Consider the following 20398-nt stretch of genomic DNA (forward strand, 5'->3'; position numbering starts at 1 on the left):
ACCATATCCTAGAGCCAGCATTTATGTGGTCATAAGTAAAGTTGGTCTAAAATAACGGATTAAAAAATGAGATATTGCTCTGTTAAACGTAAAGGCTATTTCAAAAACACGGTTTCTTTACAGAACATTTTAATTTCCCCAAATCCGTTTCCATAGAGCAGACAATAACTTTTTGGCATCGCCCCTATCCCTAGGTATTTCCTTCACTTTTACATCCCCATTCTTAGGAGAAAGTAAATAGCTGAAAGCAAAACGTTCCTCATCCGGGTTCAAACTCATCAAACCAAATCGCAAATCATTGAAATAAAGTCTATCGTCCTTTTTCTGAATGGTGTACCATCCTTCTGAGATTTCAGTAAGTCTTTTAAGCTTATCATTTTTCTGAAGGTTTCCTAACAAATCTCTATTCTTGGGATATCTTTTAAATTGAATACCCTGCGTATCAAAAAAGGAATAATCGGCTATCAAATAGGCATCTCCCACATCAATATTCGCAGACCACAGTAAGGTATTGAACGGACTGGGCCTCGTATTCATTTCCCGGTAATCAATTCCCTGTTCTTTTAAATTTCTATCAAATTGATAAAAGGACGCCGCCTTTAAAACCAAGGTCAGTAACAAATAAATCGAGCTGATTTTCAATCCCAAGTCATTCAGTTTTCTGCGCTTCGCGGATGTTCTTTTATGAAACATCGCCAAGACCAAACAAACTAAAAAGGGCAAGGTGTATAAAGGGTCGATGACAAAAATGCTCTGAAATGCCAACCGTATATCAAATGGCCAGAACAACTGCGTTCCCCAAGTTGTAAACGCATCCAGTAATGGATGGGTAATCAAACCCCAAAACATTAGCCAAGACCAGTCTTTGGCCGTTGCCCTACTCCTCCTTTCTACTTTGGAAATCATCCACCCAAAAACGGGAGCGAACAGTACCGAAAAGAAAATGGAATGACTGAAACCTCTATGCATTTCGGTAGCGGTTACGGTATCTACAAAGTGTTTTGAAAGTACATCCAAATCAGGAATTGTTCCGGCAATGGCACCGTAAAGCATTGCTTTATTGCCCACTCGTCTTCCTAGTACCGCTTCACCAACCGCGGCACCTAAAACTATTTGTGTGAGGGAATCCATCTACTCTACAATTTCCATTTTTTTCAACAAAAAGGAAGCATTCATATTTTGGCAAATACCCTTTTTGAACCGGTAGTCAAAATGAAGTTCATTATCGACTATTTCGGCATCAAAATAATGATTTTCCACTTCGGGCATTTCCTCTGCCACTTCACACAGGCTTAAATCGTGAGTAGCGATAATACCCGTAGCTTTAGAGTTCACCAACCGCTCCACAAACTTTCTACTACCCTCGGCCTTATCGGTACTATTGGTTCCTTTCAAGATTTCATCCAGCACAATAAAATATTGGTCCTTTTGAATTTCATTGACGATAAATTTGAGTCGCTTTAACTCAGAAAAGAAATAGGATTCATCATCTGTAAGGGAATCTGTAGTTCGCATGCTCGTAATGAGCTTTATGGGCGAATAGGTAACCTCATCGGCACAAAGGGGAAGACCAGCATTGGCCATTACAATCTGTAAAGAAACCGTTCTTAAGAAAGTACTTTTTCCCGCCATATTGGCCCCGGTGATGATAAAAAAATGCTCCTTTGCTATTTGAAAATCGTTTAGAACCATCTTTTCAGGATTCAATAAAGGATGACCTGCATTCTTGGAGGCTAAAACAACCTTTTGGCTTTCGTTTATATTTGGGTAACTGTACTTTGGGTGGTTAAAAGCAAAATTGCCCAAGCTATTGTAGGCATCAAACTTTGCCACTGTTTCGAACCATTTCTCGACCGAATCGCCATGTTGGCGCATCCATTTTTCTAAATGAAAGCAATGGTGCAACGTCCTAAGGAAAAAGCCGTTCGCAAGGATCAAATAAATAAGATTATTGTTTCGGTCGAGACTATTTAGGGAAGCGGAAAATTTGGAAATTAACTTGGAAACCACTTCACCATTGGATTTCATTTCCTTCTTAAACTCATTGAGATACGTGGAAGAAAATTCTTTTTCTTCCAATAGCGACAATAATTTTTGATACTGTTGAAACGTACTTTGCAATTTGGAAGCATCGGTAACCAAACCAGTGATATTCTTGGTATAAGCTCCCGTAATAGCAAAACCAACAACAAACCAGAATAACAAAAGGGATTCCGGAATCACATCTAGAAAATATAAGGTAAATAGAATGACCGAACCGATTGAAAAAACCAATGGTAAAAACTTCATGTAAGAAGGCACGAAGAATTTATAACTCTTAAGCCAACTAGCAATAAATTTAGTACTAGTTTCCGTTTTTGTTAACGACGCCGTTGCCGAAAAATGTTGACGCCATTCCGGAATTTGGGCCAATTCTTTAATGGCTTCCTGCTTCTCTTCAATGCGGTCTATATGATTATTTGTAAGGAGAGAAGCAAATGATTGCGAACCCGAGGTCAAGGTCGTTCTATTGGCATATTGATAAAAGGAACCTTTCCCGAACAAATCAATATCCTGACTATAATAGTGCTCCCCATTTTTAAATTCATCGCCCGCAGGCAAATCATGAAAATCACGTTTTAAAACCTTTAATTCGACTTCATTGATTTCGATTAGGGCAACCAATAAATTTTTAGCGTATTGAAGGTTACTATGCCGATTTACCAAAACCAAGAAAAGAATAATGGCCACTAAAACTACGCCTAAAACCAGTCTCGTATTACCATAGACAAAGTATACACCAAAAATAGCAGCGCAAAAAATAGCCAGGCGAACCATGCTAGAAACAAACAATTGCTTTTTTACGTTGCTTAACTTCGTCTGATGCTTTGAAATCTGGTTTTTATAGAAGTGCTCCAATTCTTGCATAGGTCAATTTATCAACAGCTAGCAAAGATACGTCTAAAGAATGGGCAAATAGTTTCAAGAATCTTTTAAAATGGAGTGTAACAGGGATATTTGACCCAAATGATAGGTGTCGTGTTCTATTAATCCCCGGAGCATATACCTGTAATTATAGTTCTCTCCGGAAACGTTTGACTGCAATGAATCATCAGATAAGTGGGCTAAAAGCTCTAATATTTTTCTTTGGGAAGCTTCTAACTCGGAGAGTAAATTTTTCCAGTCACTGTCGGATTTGATTTCTACTGCGGGCCAGTCGCTTTCAGTGTTCATTTCAATTTTAAAAAGCGCCTCTCCCTCCAGTTTTTTGATGACAAATTCACGCCAAGCCAGTAAATGCTTTACGAATCTTGCAATAGTCTTGGGGTAATCAGGAATAGAAGCCACTGCTTCATCTACTGTAATTTGATTCAGTTTTTCCATCAGGGATATACCATACCAAGGCTCCCCATTGAAAGCGGCATTTAACTCCACTACGATTTCTGGAATCTGAGTGTTATTCAAGACGGATATTATAAATTTTCCAATTCGGATTTTAATTTTTTTGTCAATTTAGAAACCACCAATTCATAAGAATGGTCTATCAACTCAGTAATCAATTGGGGCGGCACCTCATTTAGCATCACCGTATTCCAATGAACTTTGTTCATGTGATATCCAGGAATAATGGCCCCATCATGCTCTTCCCGTAGCAAAATGGCCCTATCTGGGTCGCACTTTAGATTTACCTGTGATGGTAGCCGATCCAATGCGGAAAGAGCGAACATTTTACCCAATACCTTAAACACCAAGGCATCAGGACCAAAGGGAAGCTCTTCCGTAACGCCCTTTTTGGCCAAACAGTAATCTCTAAATGCCTCAATATTCATTTTTAGTTCTTTTTTGCCAAAACGCTATTTACTAAGTCTTGAGCTTTTTTCCAATGGTACCGCACCTTCCTAATTTCAAGGTCGCCAATATCGTTTCCATTTATAGTTTCGATAACTTTTCCTCCCAAAGCTTTGTAAAAAGGATGCGCACCTACATTCTTTTCAAGCACCCATAGGTAAATGCCGGTGTCGGGGTATTTCTGCTCCACCTCTTCGGCAGCTACACGTAATAATTGAGAACCTACCCCTTTGCCTTTTATCTTCGGCGAGACATGCAGATTATCAACCAACGAGCCGTAGGTTTCGTCATCTTGAAAAAAGGTACAAATAAAACCCGCAAATTTTCCATTTAATCTGGCAACCCAAACACTTTGGTTCGGTTGCGGATTACCTAAACGCTCCCGCCAAACTTTTTGTCGTTCTTCACCCACCTCATTATCCAAAAATTGGTCGCTAAAAGAACCGCGGTAATTCTGCTGCCAACTTAAGGCGTGTAGAACGGCAATTTCTTCGGCATTGGCAATGCTTGCCTTTTTGATATCAAGCATTCGTTACTTTTGGGTGGTCATGGAATCGTAAACGATTACCTTGCTCCACAAATCAGAAGATTCTTCAATAAAAAGTTTATGAGGCGGCTCATCTTGGTACTTCTGTTGCGCCTCGGCAGACTCAAAAGTCACGATTAGGGAATAGGTAAAAGACCCATCTACAACATCTCTGCTTGCCTTTGGCGGCTTACCAATAAAGCAAGTTTTGGCGTAAGCGGAATTGTCCAAAAACTTCTGTAAAGAGGTCTCGAAAGCCTTTCGGTCTTCTTGACTATCCGGATTCTTAAACCAGAAATAAACGGTATGGGCAAAATTAGGATCAAATTCTCTCATTTTATCATTTGTTTGGCCATAAACATTCATGGCGGTGGTTATAAATAGTATTGCTAATAACTTTTTCATTTTCTAATATTTATTCTTGCAGTAATTTTTTTTGGTTCTCAGAAATTTCCAAAGCGGAGTAATCCAACTTCCAACCTATAGTCTCCACAATTTTTTCAATAAGCAATACGGCTTGTATCGCCTCTTTTCTAGCTGTGTCCATTAATCCGCTCTCGGGAATTTTATCCCTAATGTGCTCTTTGGCTTCTTTATTCAAAAGGGTTAGGTCATTGGGCGAGAAAAAATTGAACATACCACTTTGAATATCATAAAATTGAATATCAGGCTCAATAGATAATATTTCAGGTTCCGGAAAATTGGTGAGAATAATCTTTTTATTGGCCTTATCGGCCTTTATTTCCACCTTTTTAAGGTCGTAACCAATTTGAGCTTTTGCGTTGATGACCATCAGCGCTTTTTTCTTACTGGTGACCAAGCTCATGAAACGTTCCTTGATATTTTCGTAGCGGTAGATTTCAGCAAAATCACCTTCCACAGATACCAATTTACATACACTTCTGATTTTTTCGAGCAACACTTCAGATTGGTGTTCCGTCTCCTCTTTGCGCTCCTTTTTTTTCATAAAGGTATATACCCAATACGTAAGGATGGCACCCAGAATTAAACCTAAAAAAGAATCAAAAATAGTATCCATTAGTTTCCAATTTCACCCAAATGGGTAAACTTAAAGCCCTTTTCGTATTTGAGTCCGTACCCGAACAAGCGGTCCATTGCTGAATGCGAAAACCAAATAACACCCACCAGTTGTATTAAGGGCACCGAAAGATAACTTCCTAAAAGATAAATTGCAACGGCTATTCCCTTATGATGAAAAAAATTGTACATCCATGCCCCTACTCTTTCATTTAGCAAATAGCCCAACATTCCTACATCGGGCACTAGAATCAAGGCTAAGAACCACCACCAACTATAGGGCAATAAAGAGAAGAGATAGATTCCCAACAGTAACTGCCCCAGTTCTTCTAATTTTAAAATTGTCTTCATTTTTATCCATCAATTTTATAAAGTACCGGACGGCTTGGGCTGGCATCGTTTTCAAAGGGGGCCATCTGTAGATTGAGTATATACCGCCCATCTTCAATAGCATCGGGCACATAAATAAATTCTGTAATGGTAGCCTGCTTTCGAAGCGTGCCGTGGTAATTCCAAAAAGCTTTATGCCCGCTTAACGCTCCCTCATCTTTCTCTTTATCTACGGATGGAAGGTCCACCAGTAAATGCTCCACTCCTTTTTCCAAAAGGAAAATAATAGCCTCTTCTAACAGATATGGTGGGTTGCTATGGGAATACTGCTTGGTCAATTTGGTTCGCTCATTGGGGGAAGTTCTAATCACCAGCGCCTTAACTATCTCGCTTTTTAGGGCGACTTCCAAAATATGTTTTGAAATCACCCAATCATCATCTTGCAATTCTGGAACCACGGTAATCAAAGCAGCTAAAAAAAAGTATTGGTTAAGGTGTTGATTAACCGAATAAAACTCTTCCGTTATATGGCCCACACATTCGGTGTGCGTACCATGGGCGTGCGGATTGAACCAAATATCATTAAAATTGACCGAAGCTCCCTTAGCAACCTTTCCCACGAAATCTCCGTCTCTATGGGGTTCTATTTTTGGATGGGACACATACCAGGCATTTACATTTTGTGCATTGCCCCTAAGCGGAATGGATATATCCAAAGGTTGGGCTAAATCGATGTTGAATTTCTGGTTTTCATACTCAATTTCAGCTTTCATAAAGGCTCTTTTAATGCATTGATACCAATGTGCTAATCATCGGATAAATTAAGCATAAATAAGTCGGCCGCCAGTCCATCGGCCAGAAATTTTCCTTTTTGGGTAGTCAGCAGAACGTCGCCATCTAGGTATAACAAATGCTCCACTATGTGTTTTTCGGCTTGCCGAAGGGCATACTTTTTAAAGTTTTCCCCAAAGTCCTTTACAATTGTATCCAAAGAAACGCCCCAAATAGTCCGAAGTCCCGTCATGACATACTCATTATACCGGTCCGTTACCGAGAGTACTTCCTTTTCCAAGGGCAGTTCCCCCTTTTCAATTGCTTTAATATATTTGGGATTGTTGTTAATGTTCCAAGCGCGACTTGTTCCATCAAAAGAATGGGCAGACGGACCAATACCCAAATATTTCTTTTGTTGCCAGTAGGCGGTATTGTTACGGGAAAAATAATTCGGTTTTCCGAAATTGGAAATCTCGTAGTTTACAAAACCCTCTTTCTCCAACCTATCCACCAAAATATGGAAGTGTTCCTGTGCTACCGCATCGTCCACATTTTTTACCAATCCCTTTTTAATAAAACTCGCCAAGGCCGTTTGAGGTTCCACGGTAAGCGCGTAACTGGAAATATGTGGAACACCGAGAGAAAGTGCCGTTTCTATATTTTCCAACCAACGCGCGTTGCTCATATCTGGAATGCCGTAAATTAAATCGAGCGAAATGTTATCGAAGTTGTCGGTCGCAAGTTTCAGGGATTCCAAGGCTTCTTCTGCCGAATGCGCACGGTTCATCAACCTTAAATCCTCCTCAAAAAAGGACTGCACTCCAATACTCAAGCGGTTGATAGGACTCCGAGCCAGTTCCTTTATTTTTTCTTTGGAAAGGTCATCAGGATTCGCCTCTAAAGTCACTTCAGGATTTTGAGCTACTTCATATTCATCAAAAACGGTTTTAATTAGGGAATTGATTTCATCACTGGAAAGTACGCTAGGGGTGCCTCCGCCAAAATAAATGGTTTCCACGGTCTCGTTTTCCAATTCTCCGCTTCTCATCTTCAATTCGTTCTGCAATGCGTTGACCATCGCCTCTTTCTTCCCCATTGAAGTAGAAAAATGAAAATCGCAATAATGGCAGGCCTGTTTGCAAAACGGTATGTGGATGTAGATGCCGCTCATGTTTTATTCGGTTGCTCGTTGCTCCTTGCTCGTTGCTCGTTGTTGGTTGTTGGTTGTTGGTTGTTGGTTGTTGGTTGTTGGTTGTTGGTTGTTGGTTGTTGGTTGTTGGTTGTTGGTAAGGAAAATAATCAATATTTAATTTCCCAATATGAATCACAACTTTTAACTATTATCTTCTAACTTTCGACTCTTAATTCCAACGTCTTACGTCATTAGTCTCTCGTCCTACGTCCTACGTCCTAGGTCTTACGTCCTATGTCCTATGTCCTATGTCCTATGTCCTATGTCCTATGTCAATTTTTAAAGTTCGTTACTCGTTGCAAGAAGAAAAAACTAACTAACAACCCATAACTCCAAACTTTTAACTCAATAGCATCACCCCTTCTTTACTCGCTTTTCATTTTGCTTTACGAAGGCTTCCCAACCGGTATAACTTTTACCGAGCTCTACCCTTCCCTCATTATAGAAATGGCAAACGGCAGCGGCAAGACCATCGGTACTGTCCAGGTTCTTGGGCAAGGATTTCAATTTGAGCATACCTTGAAGCATTTTCGCCACTTGTTCTTTACTGGCATTTCCGTTACCGGTGATGGCCATTTTTATCTTTTTGGGCAGGTATTCGGTGATTGGTATTTGACGTGAGAGTCCAGCAGCCATGGCCACCCCCTGCGCCCTACCTAATTTGAGCATGGACTGTACATTCTTACCATAAAATGGGGCCTCAATGGCTATTTCATCGGGATGATAGGTATCGATCAATTCAAGGGTACGTTCAAAAATGAGCTTTAATTTTATGTACGGGTCATCGTATTTTTGAAGCAACAGCTCATTCATCTGAACGAACTCCATTTTTTTGTTCACCACTTTGATCAGTCCAAAACCCATAATGGTAGTTCCGGGGTCAATGCCTAATATGATTTTTTCTGATTTCAAACTCTTTTGGTTGATGGTTGTTGGTTGTTGGTTGTTGGTTGTTGGTTGTTGGTTGTTGGTTGATGGTTGTTGGTTGTTGGTTGTTGGTTGTTGGTTGTTGGTTGTTGGTTATTGGTAAGAAAAAACTCAATTCTCACGACTAAAAACTCATAACTAAACACTCACTACTCATATCTAATTACTCAAAACTAGGACAACGTTACTGCGGACTCAACACTATCGGGATTCTGAATTTGGCTTTTACGGGAATACCCCTTTTCAATGCTGGTTTCAACTCTGGCAAACTATCTAAACTGGTCTTGATTTGAGAGGTGAAATTTGGCAAATCATCATATAGAATTTCTCCATTTACAATTTCCATCACCTGTAATTCACCTGTTTCTTTCATCAGCAAATCAATATAAATGGTGTCTTGTGAAGTAAGCTCGGTAGCATAAAACGTATCATCCAAATAATTTGAAAAATGGGTCAAAAGCACCTGTGCGAAGCAATTTTTCTGTTCCTCTTTGGAAACCGTTTCATCACAGGAATCAAAAAGAGGGTATTTATCTACCTCTTCCCAATCAATATTCCCGATTTCCTCATTGAGATATTCCCGAGTTTTCTTTTCCCGAAAGGCGGTCCAGTTGCAACTGGTTCCGACCAATAAAAGAATAAATAATGTGAGATATCGCATTGCCCTTTAATCTAGGTGGAAATTACGATTTTTTAAGAAGAACCTACTTTTTGCTAAAATGAATCTCTTGCTTTAACTGTGAGACCCTTTTCTTGACCACCTCAATGGCATATCCCTTTTCGTTTCCATACCTGTCGATATACTCTTCGTAAAAAGGAAGGACCTTTTCCGGGTTGTCATACACCTGATCGGCTAGGGTGCACACATTGTGAAACAACATGGAAACCTCGGGAGCTTCTTGATGGGCCATTTGATAGTATTCCAAGGCTTTTCTAGGGTTTTCTCTTATTCTTTCAATTCTGGCCAAGGCTTCATACTCCGTGGCCAAAACCGGTGTTTGTACCTCTATGGACTTTTGGATATACATATGGGCACTGTCCGCTTGTTGTTCCTTTAAATGCATAATGCCCAAATGGTAATAGGCATCGGCATTTTCATCATTAAGAGAAAGTACTCGGTCATAGATAGTTCTGGCCTTTTCAAACTCCCAGCTTTTAAAATAGCAATAGGCCAGTTTGGAAAGAATATATTCTTTGTCCTCGCCCAACTCCACCAATCGCTCAAAAAACGGCAGGGCCACATGGTGTTCATCATTATTAAAATACGCCAAGGCTTTTAGGTTGATGAGCGAGACATCATCAGGATATACATCTAAACCTTGATTCAAATACCTCAGTGCCGTTTCTTTCTCTCGCTTTAACACAAAATACTTTCCTAATCGGAATAAACTCTTTAAATGCTGACTGTCCTTTTCAATAGCCTTTTTATAGGAATTAAGACTACTGGCCGGCTGATTCAATTCTGTAAAAATTTCACCGAGATAATAGTGGTATTCAGGATTTGAATCATTGGAAGCAATCAATTTTGAAAATAGTTTGCGCCCTTCTTCAAAAGACTTCGTTTTCAAATACAATTTCCCCAATTCAAAACCGGCAATTTCCGCTTCGGGCCGCTTTGCAACCACATCTTCATATTGAGCGATCGCCTTATCGTATCTGCCCAAGGCATTGTAAGAACGTGCGATTTGAAGGCTCGAGTTTGAGACATTTGATTGAGCATAATGATTGATGGCCCAGGTATAATCGCCAATGGCATAAAGACTATCTGCAACGGCCAAAGCCGAAGACTGCGCTTCGGCTTTTATAAAAACCATAAGAATTGCTACCTTAAATACGGTTCTCAATTCTATTCTAATTTAAATGTTATTGGTATCGAATAAGCTACCGCCACACTTTTACCCTTGTTTTGAGCCGGTTGCATCTGCGGTAATTTCTTGATGATTCTTAGGGCTTCCTGCTCTAAAGACGCATCTGGACCCCTATATCGGATACCTTGAATGCTTCCGTCCTCTGCTATTGTAAACATTATGGCCACCCTGCCCTGAATACCCCTTGCCTGTGCATCTTCAGGATATCTAAAGTGTTTACCAACATGTTTGTATAAGCTTTGCTTAAAGCATTCTTTAGAATCTGAAGCGTTCTCACAACCCGGAAAAACAGGTGCTTTTTCTACCGTTGCGAAGGGCACCGCATTTAAATTGGCCATCACATCGTCCATAGACATACGCTGCGGGTTATTGGTTGACATCTCTACCTTAGCTCCTATAGCATTGGTTTGAGCTAACTTAAATTCTATAGGTATCGAGAAGGGTACTTTTACCGCCTTTCCTTGGTGAATCCCAGGAGTCATTTTAGGCAGACGGGCAATGATTCTTTCGGTTTCCTCTTCTAAAAGTGGATGAGGACCACGTTTTCTGATATCGGTGATACTTCCATCCTCGGCAATGGTAAACAATACCGACACCCTGCCCTCTGCACCAAGTTTTTGTGCTTCTTCGGGATATCTAAAATTCTTGCTAATGTGCTTCTGTATACTCTTTTGAAAACAGGCCCTTGGGTCGGCTGCATTTTCACACCCGGGAAAAACAGGTACCTCATCCACAGTAGAAAAGGGCACTCCTTCTGAATAACCTACGGCCACCATACTATTGGTACTGTGTTCAAAAATGTCAAAATCACTTGCCAATACCTTAGAGGTTATTTGCATCGCCGCCTTAATAGGCACGCCATTGGGTCCGGAAATATAGGAGTATTCATTAACGGGATGGGTAAAGGTGATAGTAGAGTTATCGTCTTTGAGCGTCAACTTCCATTCTCCTCCCTGTTTTGACAGATCTAACAAGCGAACATAAAAATCCTGTTCTTCTTTCGGTGTCAGGCTTTCCACATTGTCCACTTCAAAGGTGTTTGAAAGGGTGTTTTCGTTTGAATCCCTTTCGCAAGAAGTGTAGACCAACATCCCCAAAAGTACGGGGAGCAAGGCTAGATATTTTAACTTCCAGATAGTTCCTGATTTTGCTTTTTGTAACATGACTATTCGTTTTTTGATTAATGATGATTTAAAAAATTGATTGATGAATGAAATATTTTGTGATTGAAAAGCTTGGGAGAGCAAAAGCTCACAATGCTTTATTCTTTCGTTTTTGGCCACCTCTGCATCGGCGATGAACTCATGCAGTTCAGACAATCGGTTTTGGTAGACATAAACCAGGGGGTTGAACCATGATATGATGCGCATCAACTCAAAGAACAGCAAATCGTAGGTGTGGTTTTGCCGAATATGCACCAGTTCATGATCGATGATATTCTGATGTTCCCTTGCAAGTACCCTATCCCCTAAGAAAATGGACTTAAAAAAGGAAAAAGCGGCGTCGCTATTTTTTAAAACCACCTTTGTAAATTGGTTATAATGCTCCAACTCACCCTTCTTTCTAAGGGAGTAAAGTTTTCCCAATTTATACGTGAACAGTGCAAAGGACAATAAAACTCCCATCAGGAAAACTATGGCAGGCCAACTAAAATTCAAGGAAGAATCCTGGGCCACAACGGCTACCTCAGCAGCATTGTTCATGTTCCACCATTCCTCCGGGTATACGTACAAACGTTCAGGCACCTGTGTTTTTAACGCTTCGATTTTTACCCATGGCAATAGCAAAGAAATGAGGTAAGTACCAATAAGATACAATCGGTTCCATTGAAAAAAGGTCTCCCTTTTCAAAAACAAGTCGTACACCAACAAAAAAACCAATTGAAAGGCGATGCATTCTAAAATGTACTGTATCATTGGAACTCCATTTATAGTTTTCTATTTATTTTTTGGGGATGTACCCTCTCCTTTTTTTATTTCCTGAAGGATGGACTCCAGCTCTTTCAGGCTCATGTCGTTCTTCTTCATAAAAAAGGAGACCATACTTTTAAAAGAGCCTTGAAAATAGCCATCCACCAACTTATTAATGCTTTGGTTGCTGTAATCCGCCTTTTTCACCACCGGAAAATAGAGATAGCCCTTCCCCTGTTTTTCGTGGTCCACAAAACCTTTTCCCTCTAAAATCCGCACAATGGTAGAAACCGTATTGTATGCTGGCTTAGGCTCCGGCAACTCTTCAATGATGGAGGCTACATTGCATTTTTGCAATTGCCACAATACGTGCATTACTTCCTCTTCGGCCTTGGTCAATTGCTTCATTTAACTAATTTTTTAGTTTAACAATATTCAAATATAACTAAATTTTTAGTTTAAACTATTTTTTTAGTTGAAAATTTTAATTTACCCGTACTCAATTGTAACTTTTTACGGCTACCTTAGTCCAATTACCAAACAGTTCTCTATGGACATTGCCCTTTTAATTGTTGGATTCGTTTTTACCATAATTGGTATTCTAGGAAGCTTTTTACCCGTATTGCCGGGTCCACCCTTAAGCTGGGTAGGCTTACTGCTGTTACACCTCACGGTTGCCGTTCCTCAAGATTGGTGGTTCTTGGGCATTACGGCTGCAGTGGCCCTTATCGTTTTTGCCTTGGATTATGTTATTCCTGCCATGGGAACCAAAAAATTCGGGGGTACCAAAGCGGGTATGATAGGCACCACCTTAGGACTCATCGTAGCCCTTGTGTTCCCTATTTTTGGAGCCTTCGGAATTATTATTTGGCCATTCATCGGGGCTTTGGTGGGAGAATTATTGAACAAGGCCGATAAAAAAACGGCGACCAAGGCTGCTTTCGGTTCCTTTTTAGGCTTTTTGACCGGCACTTTTTTAAAGTTTTTAGTCGCCATTGTCTATATGGGGCTATTCATTTCAAAGGCCTGGCAATTTCGGGAGGGTTTGTTTCCCTTTTTTAATTAACAAAAATGAAAGTATCATGAGAAAAATAGCGCTACTTTGTTTCCTACTAGTATTCTTGCAAAATTCGATTCGTGCTCAGGTAGTTTCATTCTCCAAATTGGACAGTCTATTTCTCATTTTAGAAAAAAATGACCGGTGGATGGGCAGCTTTGCCATGAGCCACGACGGAAAGGAAATCTATAAAAAATCAATTGGCTACGCTGATATCGCTCACGACATACCGAACCAAAAGAGCACCAAGTTTAGGGTAGGTTCCATTTCCAAAATGTTTACTTCCGTTTTGGTGTTTATGGCGGTAGAAGACGGCTTACTTTCTTTGAACGACACCATAGAAAAATATTTTCCGGATGTGCCCAATGCCGAAAAAATAACCATCAGCAATTTACTCAACCACCGCAGTGGTATTTTCAATTTCACCAGCAATCCTCTTTATCTTTCGTGGAGCACTCAATCAAAAACCCGCGAGGAACTAATCGAGATAATCAACGAAACAAAATCCGTTTTTGAACCTAATAGCAAGTCGGAATACAGCAATTCCAATTACGTACTACTTACTTTTATTCTGGAAGATGCTTTTAAAAAATCCTATGCCGATTTGGTCTCGGAGCGAATTGTCAATCCCCTAAAATTACAAAACACCTACTTAGGAGGTAAAACGGACATTGGTATAAATGAATCTTACTCCTATAAATTTACCGATACATGGAAAAAGGAAAGCGAAACGGACATGTCCATTCCTCTAGGCGCCGGTGCCATGGTTTCTACCCCTAGCGACCTCAATATATTTATTACCAGCTTGTTTGCCGAAAAATTAATTACTCAAAAAAGCCTGGACCAAATGAAAACCATCACTGATGGTTATGGGATGGGAATTTTTCAAATGCCTTTTTATGATAAAAAAGGTTTTGGCCATAACGGCGGTATCGATGGCTTTACCTCCATGCTCGGTTATCTACCCGAAGACCAATTGGCGTTTAGCGTCACCTCTAACGGCTCACGAATCAACAACAATGATATCGTCATTGCAGCACTTAGTGCTTATTTCAATAAACCGTTTGAACTGCCTTCTTTTCAAACTATAACAGTGACGCCAGAGATACTCAAACAGTATGTAGGCACGTATGCCAGTAAGGATATCCCTTTAAAAATCACCATAAGCCATAATGAGAATGGGCTTATGGCCCAAGCGACCGGCCAACCGTCCTTTCCTTTGGAAGCCTCTGCCACAGATACTTTCGAGTTTCAACAAGCAGGTGTTCGCTTAGAATTTGACGCAGAAAACAACACCATGGTACTTAAGCAGGCTGGCCAGGTTTATAATTACACCAAGGAATAAATCAGTCTGCCCAGACCACCTTATCTTCGATAGGTTCACGAGTGCCTTCTGGCAGTTCCCCATCAAAATGACCCATATAGAAAAAGCCAAGACATTTTTCTCCAGGTTCCATTTCAAAAAACTCGTCCATGAACTTCACCAAAGGAGGAGAGCTCCAGTACGAACCGATTCCCATCTCAGTACAGCAAAGCCACATATTTTGTACAGCCATGGAAGTGGCCGCAATCTCTTCCCATTCGGGAAGACTTTCCTTGGGGTCGCGTTGCATACAAATCGCAATGATGGCACCGGCCATTTTAGGGTTTTCAATAAGTTTTTTCGCCTTCATTTGTTTCGGGTCCGCTACATTTTCCATGTATTTGAGTGAAAGGAACAAACCCAACTTTTCTTTGGTTTCGCCGGTCATGACCTTAAACCGCCAAGGTTCTGTTTTTTTGTGGTTCGGGGCCCAATTGGCGGCTTCCAACACCTTTTCTATATCGGCCTTAGCTATAGGCTTGTCATTATATTGAGCAGGAAAGACAGAACGTCTTTTTCTTATTAAATCTAATATCACGTGTAAATTTTTAGTAAATCAAAAATACCCAATATCTAATGAGAACTCCTCTCATTTAGTAAAAAGATAACACCCCAAGTATTACTCCAACCAACTCTGGAAATACCTTCCGTCATCAATATCGAGTGCGGCTTGGGTCAACTGCAACGGTTTGAAAGTATCGACCATAACAGCCAATTCTTCGGTTCCTTTTTTTCCAATACTTGCCTCATAAGTTCCGGGATGTGGACCATGGGGTATACCGGCCGGATGCAGGGAAATATATCCTTTATCGATTCCATTTCGACTCATAAAATCCCCATCCACATAGTACAACACCTCATCCGAGTCAATATTGGAATGATTGTAGGGTGCCGGAATAGCTTCCGGATGGTAATCGTACAATCGGGGGCAAAAAGAACAGACCACAAAAGCACTGGTCTCAAAAGTTTGATGCACCGGAGGCGGTTGGTGCACCCTGCCCGTAATAGGTTCAAAATTGTGGATTGAAAATCCGTAAGGGAAATTATAGCCATCCCAACCTACTACATCAAACGGATGGGTTGCATACACCATATGGTGCAACTGGCCTTGCTTTTTGACTTTAATAACAAAATCTCCCTTTTCATCATGTGCCTTTAATTTTTTTGGAAGTTTAAAATCCCGCTCACAAAAGGGCGAATGTTCCAAATGTTGCCCAAACCAATTTCGATACCGCTTGGGCGTATAAATAGGATGATAACTTTCGGTGATAAACAATCGATTATTGCGCGTATCAAAATGAATTTGATATATCATCCCTCGCGGAATAAGCAAATAATCACCGTATTCAAAATCAATATCGCCCATCAGGGTTTTTAGGGTTCCCCTACCCTCATGAACGAACAAAAGTTCATCGGCATCGGCATTTTTATAAAAATAATCCGTCATGGATTTTTGGGGTGCCGCAAGCACAATATGTACATCAGAATTAAAAAGTACAGTTTTTCTACTTTGTAGATAATCATCTTCTGGCCTTACTTGCAACCCTTTTAACAATCGTGATTTTATATTGTACTCCACCGCCGCCCTTGGAGCTACATCTAGGGTTTTACCTACTTCCTTGACCTGGGTTGGCCTATGCAAGTGGTATAATAAGGAAGACATACCATCGAAACCAATGGTACCGAACAACTGTTCATAATGTAGGGAACCGTCTTTCTTTCGAAATTGCGTATGTCTTTTCTGAGGAACGTCTCCCAATTTATGATACAGGGGCATGAGTATAGTATTAAGTGAGTTCTTTAAAATTACGACAATTTTTCATCTCTAGGAAGTAATGAATTGAAGACCTACATATAGGACATGCGTTAAAAAATTCAGTTATCAAGAACACTTTTTGATGACTTCATTAATAGATTGTAGGAAACGAAAAAGAATAACAAAATGAAGAAAGAAGAGAAGAAAAAATACAACCCTAATTTAACCGAAGAAGACCTTAAAATACTGAAAGACAAAAATCTTAGTATGGATAACGGTGACGATCGGCTATTGCAGAACAGAAAGAATCCCATTGATTTCTCAGGAGAACAGCTTGATGTACCTGGTAGGAAAAAAAATCAACAAGACCTCTTGACCGATGAAGAAAATTCCCTTTATGCCCAAGGCGGGGAACGAAATGAAAATTTAGAACAGCCGGAACGAGCCAACTCAACAAAGTCTGAAAGCTAATTATACCAAATCCAAACCTGTGATTGATTTGGCAAAAGATGAATTATCATACACATGAAGTTGAAAGAAGAAAGAAAGCAAAATAGTATGGGCGCGACAGGTAGTTCTTCGGCAAGTAATGTAGATTTTACGGAAGAAGCTGGAAATCTTGACACGAAAAAATCCGTAAAAATCCCATGGAACACCATAGTCATAGTTCTCATACTACTACTGATTATCGCTGCCGTAGTAATTCTTGCACGCGCATAGTTAGAACCATAAGACATAAAAAAAGCCTTCCGATTTGGAAAGCCTTTCATTGGCCCTTACCTTATTGAAGGTTTTGGGTCACAACACAACGGTACAAATATACTAAAGCCATTTTATTTTAAGGCGTCAAAACAAATTATTCTATTTTTTTAGAATGAAAAGGTCTTACGATCAGCCTCGCTGCTTTGTCATAATTGATATAATTGTAGGCCCAATTAAAGAATACTACCACCCTATTTCTAAATCCGACCAAGGCCATAAGGTGAACAAACATCCAAACGAACCAAGCCAAAAACCCGGAGAATTTCATTCTATTCAAATCCACAACAGCCTTGTTTCTTCCCACCGTAGCCATAGTTCCCTTATCGTTGTAACTAAAAGGTTTCAAATCTTGCCCCTTTAATATCCTAAAAAGATTGTCCGCCAAATGTTCCCCTTGTTGAATAGCAGGTTGCGCTACTTGCGGGTGACCTCTTTGGTAATCTTCGGTCTCCATATAGGCGATATCCCCGATGGCAAAAATATTGGGGTAACCTTCCACTCTGTTATACCTATCTACCCTAAAACGATTCAGTTTATCTACGAGGGTTTTTCCGTCCAATCCGGGCACAGAGGCTCCGGTAACTCCTGCTGCCCATACCAAATTTTTACACTTCATAGTAGTACCATCATTAAGGGTGACCGTCTCACCGTCATACTGACTTACAAGGGTTTCCAAGTGAATTTCCACTCCAAGTTCCTTTAAAAATTGGGTCGCTTTTTTAGAAGCATGATCGCTCATTGGCGGCAACACACGACCAGCACCCTCGAACAGATGAATTTCCATCTCATCGATATTCAAATGCTTGTAATCTTTAGGGAAAACGTTGTTTTTTAGCTCAGCTAAAGCTCCGGATAATTCCACGCCTGTAGGCCCACCGCCTACAATACAAAAATTGAGTAGGGCCTTCCTTTCCTCCAAACTTTCGGAATCATCTGCTTTTTCAAAGTTTTGCAACATCAAACTTCTTATGTTCAGAGCTTGAGGAACATTTTTCATGGGCATTGAATTAGATTCAAGCTCTTTATTACCAAAAAAATTAGTCTTGGTCCCCGTTGCAATGACCAAATAATCATAATTCAGTTCGCCGATATTGGTTATTACTTTTTGTTGAGTAGGCTCTATTTTACTGACTTTGGCCAGCCTAAAGTGAAAGTTATTCAGTCTTTTTAGGACTTTTCGTATGGGATACGCTATCGAATCGGGCTCTAATCCGCTTGTAGAAACTTGGTATAAAAGAGGCTGAAACGTATGATAATTGTGCTTGTCTATGAGCACGATTTGCATGTCTAGGTCTTTCAATTTTTTTGCTAGGGATACTCCAGCAAAACCACCACCAATGATAACCAAGCGCTTTTGGTCCGTTTTGGGTAAGTTCATTCGGTTTTTTTGTAAAATTACGACTTAGAACCTCTTTTACTGTTGTTTTTAACTTGAATTAATAACGTAATCCGCCATAAACTATACATGGCTAAATATTATTTTTTAACAGATATATTCAGCACCTATTCATCGTCTTTTATATATTTAATGCCTTAAATTTCGCAATCAACCAACTAATGAAGACTTTCTATTACACGCTAGCACTGTTATTGTTATGTAGCTTACGGCCGCTACATGCACAAATGATGGAACAAGATGAACCTAAGGGCACCGAGAACATCGCTTACAAATGGGGTAAGTTGGCCTTGGATGCCACTGCACTTGATACAGAACGTTTCAAGCCCAGACCTACGATTACCTCTAGGTATCTTGGTCTCATCTTTACGTCTATTTTCGATGCGTGGTCACGCTACGATGCCAACGCGCTGCCGGTGTACCTGGAAAAAGTAAAAAGAAGGCCAGCCAAAGAGCGTAGTCTGAAGAATAAAGAGATTGCCATCAGTTATGCCGCCTTTGGGGCCATGAAGGAATATTACTATTCCGACACCGCTCTTTTTGAAGACTTTATGAGAGAATTGGGGTTAGACCCAAATAATAAATCTTTAGATCCAAAAACCCCTGAAGGGATTGGTAATTTAGCAGCCAAAGCCGTCATCGAGGCAAGAAAAAAAGATGGAAGCAACCAATATGGTGATACAAAAGGATCCAATGGTGAGCCTTACTTCGACTACACCAACTACTCACCAGTGAATACAGCTGATGAAAATACCGATATCAACCGATGGCAACCTAAATACTTCTCCGATGGAAAAGGTGGGCAGTTCGCCCCTGGTTGTTTAACCCCTTACTGGCAGCATGTAAAACCTATGACGATGAGTTCTGCCGATCAGTTTCGGCCAGGCCCTCCTCCAATGGTAGGTTCCAAACAGCTGGAAGAAGAGGTGAAAGAAGTTATAGATTTGCAGGCTAACCTAACCGATGAAGACAAGGCCCTGGTCGAATTTATGAGAGACGGACCGCAGTCAGTACAACAGGCCGGTCACTGGTTAAAATTTGCTCAGGATGTTTCAAGAAGAGACAACCATACCCTTGATGAAGATGTAAAAATGTACTTTCTAACAGAGATTACGGCGATGGATGCGTTCATAGCTTCTTGGGATTCAAAAATGTTCTATGATTATGCGAGACCTTACGCTCTGGTACATGACTACTATCAAGATAAAATAATCAAAGCCTGGGGCGGTCCGGGAAAAGGGATTATCGAAATGAAGGGACAAGAATGGAGACCGTATTCACCAGACGTTTTTCTATGCCCTCCTTTTCCTAGTTATACTTCTGGCCACAGTACCATCAGTGGCGCCTGTGCCGAAGCACTTCGATTATTTACGGGAAGTGATCATTTTGGTGAAGAAGTAACTCTTATTCCGGGGTCGATGACAGAATTGGACGAGGCACATTTTGGCAAACCTGTGACTTTAAAGTTCCCGACTTTTACAGAAACGGCGAACATGGCCGGTATTTCACGTGTGATGGGCGGCTATCATATACAAGCCGATAATATTGCCGGTCTTGAATTAGGGAGGGATGTTGCAGGACAAGCCTGGAAATTCTACAACACCCATCTGGGCAATTAAGATTTTCCTAGAATTCTGGTTGCAAATTTTAGCAAAGCATGATATTGCTCAT

At 40.4% G+C, this 20398-nt stretch carries 24 protein-coding genes; 6 read left to right on the forward strand and 18 right to left on the reverse strand.

All coding sequences use genetic code 11. The features are described from left to right. Positions 1–129: 129 nt before the first annotated feature. The 10 genes from IL355_RS00270 to hemW are packed head-to-tail and all read right to left on the reverse strand — an operon-like array spanning position 130 to position 7667. A complete protein-coding gene (locus tag IL355_RS00270) occupies positions 130–1131 on the reverse strand; it encodes a metal-dependent hydrolase (protein WP_192460222.1) in 1002 nt (333 codons plus the stop codon). Continuing rightward, positions 1132–2907, reverse strand: coding sequence for a MutS-related protein (locus tag IL355_RS00275; protein WP_192460223.1), 1776 nt, complete (start codon positions 2905–2907; stop codon positions 1132–1134). A 54-nt stretch (positions 2908–2961) separates the two neighbouring features. After that, positions 2962–3444: a DinB family protein gene (locus IL355_RS00280; RefSeq protein WP_192460224.1), complete on the reverse strand. Its 483-nt coding sequence runs from the start codon at positions 3442–3444 to the stop codon at positions 2962–2964. A gap of 8 nt (positions 3445–3452) precedes the next feature. Beyond that, on the reverse strand, positions 3453–3809 hold the full coding sequence (locus IL355_RS00285; protein WP_192460225.1) for an MmcQ/YjbR family DNA-binding protein: 357 nt from the start codon (positions 3807–3809) through the stop codon (positions 3453–3455). 2 nt (positions 3810–3811) lie between these two features. Beyond that, complete coding sequence (locus tag IL355_RS00290) at positions 3812–4357, reverse strand: GNAT family N-acetyltransferase (protein ID WP_192460226.1); 546 nt, start codon at positions 4355–4357, stop codon at positions 3812–3814. 3 nt (positions 4358–4360) lie between these two features. Then, the gene (locus tag IL355_RS00295) at positions 4361–4759 is read right to left on the reverse strand and encodes a Dabb family protein (RefSeq protein ID WP_187456169.1); all 399 of its coding nucleotides are present in this window, start codon (positions 4757–4759) and stop codon (positions 4361–4363) included. Between the two features lie 10 nt (positions 4760–4769). After that, a complete protein-coding gene (locus IL355_RS00300) occupies positions 4770–5393 on the reverse strand; it encodes a DUF4230 domain-containing protein (protein WP_192460227.1) in 624 nt (207 codons plus the stop codon). Beyond that, positions 5393–5743: a DUF4260 domain-containing protein gene (locus IL355_RS00305; protein ID WP_192460228.1), complete on the reverse strand. Its 351-nt coding sequence runs from the start codon at positions 5741–5743 to the stop codon at positions 5393–5395. The genes IL355_RS00300 and IL355_RS00305 overlap by 1 nt, the downstream gene beginning before the upstream one ends. A 2-nt stretch (positions 5744–5745) precedes the next feature. After that, a complete protein-coding gene (locus IL355_RS00310) occupies positions 5746–6495 on the reverse strand; it encodes a cyclase family protein (RefSeq protein ID WP_192460229.1) in 750 nt (249 codons plus the stop codon). Positions 6496–6527: 32 nt separating this feature from the next. Then, the gene (gene hemW / locus IL355_RS00315) at positions 6528–7667 is read right to left on the reverse strand and encodes a radical SAM family heme chaperone HemW (protein ID WP_192460230.1); all 1140 of its coding nucleotides are present in this window, start codon (positions 7665–7667) and stop codon (positions 6528–6530) included. Between hemW and IL355_RS00320 the strand changes: the two genes are divergently transcribed. Then, the gene (locus IL355_RS00320) at positions 7620–7847 is read left to right on the forward strand and encodes a hypothetical protein (RefSeq protein WP_192461360.1); all 228 of its coding nucleotides are present in this window, start codon (positions 7620–7622) and stop codon (positions 7845–7847) included. The two genes, hemW and IL355_RS00320, sit on opposite strands and share 48 nt — an antisense overlap. 195 nt (positions 7848–8042) lie before the next feature. On the opposite strand, the gene ruvC is transcribed toward IL355_RS00320, so the two are convergent. The 5 genes from ruvC to IL355_RS00345 all read right to left on the reverse strand — a co-directional run bounded on the left by ruvC (position 8043) and on the right by IL355_RS00345 (position 12801). Next, positions 8043–8600 (reverse strand): crossover junction endodeoxyribonuclease RuvC, encoded by a 558-nt coding sequence (gene ruvC / locus IL355_RS00325; protein ID WP_192460231.1) that lies wholly within the window; start codon positions 8598–8600, stop codon positions 8043–8045. A gap of 199 nt (positions 8601–8799) precedes the next feature. Then, entirely contained in the window at positions 8800–9276 is a 477-nt protein-coding gene (locus tag IL355_RS00330; protein ID WP_192460232.1) for a hypothetical protein, read from the reverse strand. 43 nt (positions 9277–9319) lie between these two features. Next, the gene (locus IL355_RS00335) at positions 9320–10459 is read right to left on the reverse strand and encodes a tetratricopeptide repeat protein (protein WP_192460233.1); all 1140 of its coding nucleotides are present in this window, start codon (positions 10457–10459) and stop codon (positions 9320–9322) included. Positions 10460–10461: 2 nt separating this feature from the next. Next, on the reverse strand, positions 10462–12399 hold the full coding sequence (locus IL355_RS00340; protein WP_192460234.1) for a M56 family metallopeptidase: 1938 nt from the start codon (positions 12397–12399) through the stop codon (positions 10462–10464). Between the two features lie 21 nt (positions 12400–12420). Next, complete coding sequence (locus IL355_RS00345; RefSeq protein ID WP_192460235.1) at positions 12421–12801, reverse strand: BlaI/MecI/CopY family transcriptional regulator; 381 nt, start codon at positions 12799–12801, stop codon at positions 12421–12423. A 142-nt stretch (positions 12802–12943) separates the two neighbouring features. Between IL355_RS00345 and IL355_RS00350 the strand changes: the two genes are divergently transcribed. Beyond that, a complete protein-coding gene (locus IL355_RS00350; RefSeq protein WP_192460236.1) occupies positions 12944–13459 on the forward strand; it encodes a DUF456 domain-containing protein in 516 nt (171 codons plus the stop codon). Positions 13460–13475: 16 nt separating this feature from the next. Further along, positions 13476–14795, forward strand: coding sequence for a serine hydrolase domain-containing protein (locus IL355_RS00355; RefSeq protein ID WP_192460237.1), 1320 nt, complete (start codon positions 13476–13478; stop codon positions 14793–14795). A 1-nt stretch (position 14796) separates the two neighbouring features. On the opposite strand, the gene IL355_RS00360 is transcribed toward IL355_RS00355, so the two are convergent. Both IL355_RS00360 and IL355_RS00365 read right to left on the reverse strand, forming a co-directional pair. Next, positions 14797–15351 (reverse strand): nitroreductase family protein, encoded by a 555-nt coding sequence (locus IL355_RS00360; protein ID WP_192460238.1) that lies wholly within the window; start codon positions 15349–15351, stop codon positions 14797–14799. Between the two features lie 81 nt (positions 15352–15432). Next, positions 15433–16590, reverse strand: a complete 1158-nt coding sequence (locus IL355_RS00365) for a homogentisate 1,2-dioxygenase (protein ID WP_192460239.1) — start codon at positions 16588–16590, stop codon at positions 15433–15435. Between the two features lie 165 nt (positions 16591–16755). On the opposite strand from IL355_RS00365, the gene IL355_RS00370 reads away from it, so the two are divergent. Both IL355_RS00370 and IL355_RS00375 read left to right on the forward strand, forming a co-directional pair. Continuing rightward, positions 16756–17040, forward strand: a complete 285-nt coding sequence (locus IL355_RS00370; RefSeq protein WP_192460240.1) for a hypothetical protein — start codon at positions 16756–16758, stop codon at positions 17038–17040. Between the two features lie 54 nt (positions 17041–17094). After that, entirely contained in the window at positions 17095–17289 is a 195-nt protein-coding gene (locus tag IL355_RS00375; RefSeq protein ID WP_192460241.1) for a hypothetical protein, read from the forward strand. 136 nt (positions 17290–17425) lie between these two features. On the opposite strand, the gene IL355_RS00380 is transcribed toward IL355_RS00375, so the two are convergent. Next, entirely contained in the window at positions 17426–18709 is a 1284-nt protein-coding gene (locus IL355_RS00380; protein ID WP_192460242.1) for an NAD(P)/FAD-dependent oxidoreductase, read from the reverse strand. A gap of 179 nt (positions 18710–18888) precedes the next feature. Between IL355_RS00380 and IL355_RS00385 the strand changes: the two genes are divergently transcribed. Further along, entirely contained in the window at positions 18889–20346 is a 1458-nt protein-coding gene (locus tag IL355_RS00385) for a vanadium-dependent haloperoxidase (RefSeq protein WP_192460243.1), read from the forward strand. Positions 20347–20398 lie beyond the last annotated feature (52 nt).

The organism is Euzebyella saccharophila (assembly GCF_014855495.1).
GTDB lineage: Bacteria > Bacteroidota > Bacteroidia > Flavobacteriales > Flavobacteriaceae > Euzebyella > Euzebyella saccharophila.